Origin of the sequence: Streptomyces sp. NPDC058469 (assembly GCF_042721125.1) — a bacterium.
GTDB lineage: Bacteria > Actinomycetota > Actinomycetes > Streptomycetales > Streptomycetaceae > Streptomyces.
Map to the genome: position 1 here is coordinate 21,558 of NZ_JBHXME010000148.1, position 6,192 is coordinate 27,749.

At 72.6% G+C, this 6,192-nt stretch carries 4 protein-coding genes and 1 pseudogene; 3 read left to right on the forward strand and 2 right to left on the reverse strand.

Annotation, left to right across the window (positions count from 1 at the left end):
* Positions 1 to 190 precede the first annotated feature (190 nt).
* Entirely contained in the window at positions 191 to 376 is a 186-nt protein-coding gene (locus ACFWP5_RS41065) for a hypothetical protein (RefSeq protein ID WP_329252118.1), read from the forward strand.
* Positions 377 to 406: 30 nt separating this feature from the next.
* Here the strand turns inward: ACFWP5_RS41065 and ACFWP5_RS41070 are convergent, their stop codons facing one another.
* Positions 407 to 2,050, reverse strand: a complete 1,644-nt coding sequence (locus ACFWP5_RS41070) for a DNA repair helicase XPB (protein ID WP_384169179.1) — start codon at positions 2,048 to 2,050, stop codon at positions 407 to 409.
* 135 nt (positions 2,051 to 2,185) lie between these two features.
* Between ACFWP5_RS41070 and ACFWP5_RS41075 the strand changes: the two genes are divergently transcribed.
* Complete coding sequence (locus tag ACFWP5_RS41075) at positions 2,186 to 2,701, forward strand: NUDIX hydrolase (RefSeq protein ID WP_384169190.1); 516 nt, start codon at positions 2,186 to 2,188, stop codon at positions 2,699 to 2,701.
* A gap of 41 nt (positions 2,702 to 2,742) precedes the next feature.
* Here the strand turns inward: ACFWP5_RS41075 and ACFWP5_RS41080 are convergent, their stop codons facing one another.
* Positions 2,743 to 5,463 (reverse strand): helicase-associated domain-containing protein, encoded by a 2,721-nt coding sequence (locus ACFWP5_RS41080; protein ID WP_384169182.1) that lies wholly within the window; start codon positions 5,461 to 5,463, stop codon positions 2,743 to 2,745.
* A gap of 199 nt (positions 5,464 to 5,662) precedes the next feature.
* Between ACFWP5_RS41080 and ACFWP5_RS41085 the strand changes: the two are divergent.
* Positions 5,663 to 6,192: pseudogene (locus ACFWP5_RS41085) on the forward strand (hypothetical protein); the annotation flags it as partial.

A 6,192-nucleotide genomic window follows, 5' to 3' on the forward strand; every position in this document is an offset into this window, starting at 1 on the left:
GAGCGGGGGAGGCGAATGGTTTTACGGCCGCCGGCTTTACGGCCGCGCCGACGCCTGCGCGAGTGTCCCCTAGGGGACACCCCCTCCACCCAGGAGGGGAACGGGTCCGCCCCGAGGCGTACACGGGCGGCCCGGAGGTTGGCTCTCTGGACCGATGCCGACCTTATGTCCCAAGACGCACCATGGAGACATGAGCGCAGCAACGCTTCACCCCACCCCCGCCCCCGTCCGGCCGACCGGCGCGACACCGGCCACCGGCAGCCACCACCACCGACTCGGCGACGCCCTCCGCGCCATAAAAGTCTTCGCGGGCGCCGCGTTCAGCGTGGTCGTCCTCGGAGAGTACGGCGAGGAAGCGGGCATACGCCGTAAGTGACCGCCGGGTCACTCACGGCTGCCCTCGGGCTCAGTTCTCCGCGAGGATCTCGTCCGCGTCCATGATCCGGTACGCGTACCCCTGTTCCGCCAGGAAGCGCTGGCGGTGGGCGGCGAAGTCCTGGTCGATCGTGTCGCGCGCGACGACGGAGTAGAAGTGGGCCTTGTGCCCGTCGGCCTTCGGCCGCAGCACCCGCCCGAGGCGCTGTGCCTCCTCCTGGCGGGAGCCGAACGTTCCGGAGACCTGGATGGCGACGGTCGCCTCCGGCAGGTCGATCGAGAAGTTGGCGACCTTGGAGACGACCAGGACGCTGATCTCACCCTCGCGGAAGGCGCCGAAGAGCTTCTCCCGCTGGGCGTTGGAGGTCTCGCCCTTGATCACGGGCGCGTTCAAGTGCTCGCCCAGCTCGTCGAGTTGGTCGATGTACTGCCCGATGACAAGGATCTGCTGCCCCGCGAAGCGCCGGACGATCGCCTCCGTGACCTTCCGCTTCGTGGCGGTGGTCGCACAGAAGCGGTACTTCTCCTCGGCCTCGGCGGTGGCGTACGCGAGCCGCTCGGCGTCCGTGAGATTGACGCGCACCTCGACACAGTCGGCGGGCGCGATGTAGCCCTGCGCCTCGATCTCCTTCCAGGGCGCGTCGAACCGCTTCGGCCCGATGAGGGAGAACACGTCCGACTCGCGGCCGTCCTCGCGCACGAGGGTCGCGGTCAGCCCGAGCCGCCGCCGTGCCTGGAGGTCGGCGGTGAACTTGAAGACGGGCGCGGGCAGCAGGTGCACCTCGTCGTAGAGGATGAGTCCCCAGTCGCGGGAGTCGAAGAGCTCCAGGTGGGGGTAGACGCCCTTCCGTCTGGTCGTCAGCACCTGGTACGTGGCGATGGTGACGGGCCGGATCTCCTTGCGCGTCCCGCTGTACTCGCCGATCTCCTCCTCGGTCAGCGAGGTCCGCTTGATCAGCTCGTGCTTCCACTGCCGGGCGGAGACGGTGTTGGTGACGAGGATGAGCGTGGTCGACTTGGCCTGCGCCATCGCCCCGGCGCCGACCAGGGTCTTTCCGGCCCCGCAGGGCAGGACGACGACACCGCTCCCGCCGTGCCAGAAGTTCTCCACGGCCTGCTTCTGGTAGGGCCGCAGCGCCCACCCGTCCTCGTCCAGCTCGATCGCGTGCGCCTCGCCGTCGACGTACCCGGCGAGGTCCTCGGCCGGCCAGCCCAGCTTCAGCAGCACCTGCTTGATCTGCCCGCGCTCGGAGGGGTGCACGGCCACGGTGTCGGGGTCGAGCCGGTTGCCGACGAGCGGAGCGACCCGCTTCGACCGCAGGATCTCCTCCAGCACGGGCCGGTCGGTGGTGGTGAGCACGAGCCCGTGAGCGGGGTGCTTGCTCAGCGTCAGCCGACCGTACCGGTCCATGGTCTCGGCGATGTCCACGAGCAGCGCGTGCGGCACGGGATACCGGCTGTACTCCACGAGCGCGTCCACGACCTGCTCGGCGTCGTGCCCGGCGGCCCGCGCGTTCCACAGCCCCAGCGGCGTCACCCGGTACGTGTGGATGTGCTCGGGCGCCCGCTCCAGCTCGGCGAACGGCGCGATGGCTCGCCGGCAGTCGTCGGCTCGCTCGTGATCGACCTCAAGGAGCAGGGTCTTGTCGGACTGGACGATGAGGGGGCCATTCACGCGCGACTGCCTTTCTGCGGGGCTCGCCGGGCCTGGAGGACTCGGGACGGCCAAACGACCAGTGTGCACTACCGGCCGATGATCACGGCGGCGCTCTGCGAGGCTGTGGCCATGGGCGAGCTGAAGGTGGGGGTCATGGGAGAACTGGTGGACCGGGTCGACGAGCAGGACCGGGTGCGCGGGGTCGTGGACCGGGGCGAGGCCATCACGCACCACTGGCTGCACCGCGTCGCGACGACCGTGTGCCGGGACGGGGAGGGCCGCATCCTGGTGCATCGGCGGGCGGCGGACATGTCCCGGTTCCCGGGGCAGTACAACTTCCTGGTCGGCGGCGCCGCGGAGGTCGGGGAGTCCTACGAGGAGGCGGCGGCCCGTGAACTCACCGAGGAAATCGGAGTGCGGGTGCCGGTCCGGTTCGCCTTCAAGTTCCTGTGCCGGGGCGAGATCAGCCCGTACTGGCTCGGCGTCCACGACGCGGTCGTCCGCACGGACATCACCCCCGACCCGGACGAGATCGCCTGGCACGCGTGGGTCACGGAGGACGAGCTGCGGGAGATGGCCCGGCGCCCGACGTTCGTGGCTGACTCGCTCTACGCGCTGGACCGCTATCTGAGCCGAGGCGAGGCGGCCCGGGCCGACCCCCTTCCGTAAAAAGTGTGACACTTCTGGCGAAAGTGACACATTTTTTGGACCTACCCCTCCGCCAGCTCCGCGACCCCCGTCACCCGGTGCAGCGGATACGTCCGTACCTCGTCCGCCGTGTGGTCGTACGCCGTGACGAAGCCGCCCTCCACGCGGATGGGGGCGATGACGCGCTGGCTCGCGGAGCCCTCGGCGTTGACGTAGCCGATCCAGAGGGTGCCGCCGGTGAGGACGGCGGCCTGCACGGTGGCGAGGGTCTCGGCGGCACTGGTGCGGGGGAGTTCGCCGTTCGGCGAAGAGGTCGTGGTCGGTTTGAGGGGCGTCGTGGAGGCGCGGTCGCCCGCCCTGATCGCGCGGATCGCCGCCGACAGGAGGGTCGCGTCCGGGGTCGGCGGCCCGTCCGGTACCGGTTCCGGGGCCGTACGGGGCGGGGTGCGGTGGGCGTGGGCTCGGGTGATGACGACATCGCCCTCCGCGGACTCGGCGGCCGGCGCGAAGCCCATCGCGCGCAGCCCGTCGAGGAGCGCCGCCGGGTCGGCCTGCGCCGCCAGCACGGTCGGCGCGAGGCGGCGCAGGCGCAGGCCCGCCGACCGTTTGTCCGCCAGGATCTCGCTGAGCACCGCGTCGTCGTCGCAGCGCACGTACGCCGAGGCCGCGCCGATCCGCAGATGCCCGTGTCTGCGGGCCACGTCGTCGATCAGGTAGGCGAGGGGCTGCGGGACCGGCGTACGGGAGTGAGCGGTGAGGAAGTCGTGCAGGTCGGAGGCGGAACGGCCCGCGTCCAGCGCGCGCCGCACCGAGCCCGGCGTGAAGCGGTAGACCGTGGCCCCGCCCTTCGACTCCACGTCCGCGAGCACGTCCAGCATGTCCGCCAACGGCCGTTCCAGCGGGCCGGGCGCCACCGCCGTCAGGTCCGCCTGAAGCAGCACGTGGTCCAACGGCTCGGGCAGGAGCGGGGCGAGCAGCCGGGCGGCGGCGGCACTCGCGACGGCCTGTTCGGCGGGGGAGAGGAACTCGGGGGGAGCGGGCGGACGGTGGTGGTGGACGGGGAGCTTGTCGCCGGGTCCGGAGAGATCGGACGGATCGGACGGGGCTGAGGGATCAGAGGAGTTGGGGAAACCGGAGGAGCCGCCCGCCGCAAGCCCGCCGTCCCCGTCCCTGCCCGCCGCACCCCTGCCACTCCCGCTGCCACCCGCCGCACCCTTGCCACCGCCACCCGCCGCCGTACCCCGAGCCGCTGTTCGTGTCCCCGCCCCCAACCCCAGCAACGCCCGCCCCTGCGCCGACAGGGCCCCCCGCCCCGTCACCCCCAACATCTCCGCCTCGCTCAACGTCCACCGGGCAAGGCGACTGCGCAGATCGTCACCCCCCTGAGCACCCGGCTGAGTACCCTCTGTACTTCTCTGCGCACCCCCCGCCCCCCGCGCCGGCCGCTCCCACCGCAACCGCGCCAACACGGACTCGGCGGACGGCGAGGCCCCCTCGGGCAACCCGGCGAGCAGACCCAGCACCCGGTGTCGTACCTCCGGAGCCGCCGACCGATCCAGACCGGGCCCCAGCGCGGACAACGTACGTTCCTTCGTGTCCCGCCCGCCCACCAGCCCCGATGTCCGGGTCGCCGTGAGCCACGCCTCCGCGAGCCGTGCCCAGCGCTGTGCGGCGGGCTGTTCCAGCCACTCGTCGTGGGCCGGGGTCGCCGCGTACCGTTCGTCGGCGTTGCCGTCGGACGCCAACAGGCCCGCCGCATAGGCGAGTTCGACCCAGAACGCGGCGACGGGCTCCGCCAGGTCCAGCGCGACGGCGGTCCGTTTCAGGTCGCGGACGCTGAGGCCGCCCGCCCGCATCACTGTCGGGCCGCCCTCGTCCCAGTCCTTCAGCAGCTCCTCGACCGTCGCCAGCGCGGTGTACGCCTGCCCGGCCGCCGTCGTGTCCACAACCTGTGGACGGTGCGTCGCCTTCGCCTCGACCGGCGGCGCCACCGGCTCCGTCTCGCGGTGCGCGCGCCCGGCCCGCAGATGCAGGGCCACTTCACGGGGGAGTACGACCGTGCCGGGCGCGGTGGGCAGAAGCAGACCCCGGTCGATGAGCCAGCGCAGGTGGGATGCCGGTTCGGCGGTCACCTGGCCGTACGGCGGCCCCCAGACCAGCCGGTTCAGCACCTCCAGGGACTCCTCGGGGGCGCGGGCGAGCAGCGCCTTCATCCGCCTCCGGGCCGTGAACAGCTTGGTCAGCGACGCGACCGCGGACACCGAGTCATGGGTGGAGGGCAGGCCCGCCGCCGTCACGATCTCCTGGATACGGCCCGGCGACATGCCCGCCGTGGCCTCCGCGACCGTAGGCCCGAGGCCGGTCGGCGACGGATGCTGCGGCGACGGCGCCAGCAGCTCACGCGCCGTCCGCACCAGGCGCAGCCGGTCGTCCGCACCCCACACCAGCGCCTGCTCGCGCAGGGTCGCGAGGGCGCGCGGCAGCGCGTTCACCACGGCGGCGTCGCGCGCGTCGCCCGCCATCAGCCCGAGCAGTTCGTCGTACGACGCCGGGTCCGCCGCCACGGCCAGGGCCTCCGCCGTCTGCAGCGCGAACCGGTCGAGGCGCTCCAGCGCCCGCACGACCGACCCGCGCGTACCGGCCCGGGTCGCGAGCTGGGTGAGGTCGGTGGGGACGGGCGTGATGAGGTCGGGGCGGCTGCGCAGCAGCGCGGCCAGGGAGGCGTCGTCCCTGGTTCGGAGTGCCTCCGCGAGCGAACGGGGCGGCGTGGCCGGGGTGCTCATCCGACCCACGGTAGCGGGTGCCGGCCGCGGGCCGGTGTCCTGCGCCCTGCGGTGAGCGGACCGCGACGGCCCGGGTGCGGACGGTGCCTGCCCCGCCCGACGCCCCCGTACCCCCTGGTGCGCGGGCCGACGTGAGCCCCGACCTGCGCTACGGTCGTTCCGGCGGGGTATCCAACGCACCCGCCCCGGAGGGGACTTCGTGGGTATCGAGAGCGACCAGGTCGTCTACGAGTATCTGAGCCGCGTCGGTGACGTCGCGCACCGGAGGCAGCTGCCCTCGGTCACGCGCATGCGGCTCGTGTCCGAGCTGCGCAACGAGATCGACCGACGGCGTGCCGGTTCCACCGTCGACACACCGGCCGCCGTCCAGCGCATCCTCAAGGGGCTCGGCAGCCCCGACGAGATCGTCGCCGCGGCCGGCACCGGCGCCGGCGTCCCCCAGGCACCGCCGGCCTCCGTCCCCGTACAACGGGACCACGAGGACGATCTACGGCCCAAGGGCCTGCGCCGGGTCGTACCGCTCCCGCGTACCCGCCTCACCAAAGCCGCACCCACACCCGAGCCCGACAACTCCGCCTCCTCACCGCACCTCGCGAGCGCCTCCGACCTCGGCGCGAGCGTCGTGCAGCCCGACTGGTGGCGGGTGGAGAACGGCAACGGGTTCGCGCTCGGCGACAGCGTGCCCGGGTTCACGGGTGGGGTCGAGATCCCCGAACTGCTCAAGCCACC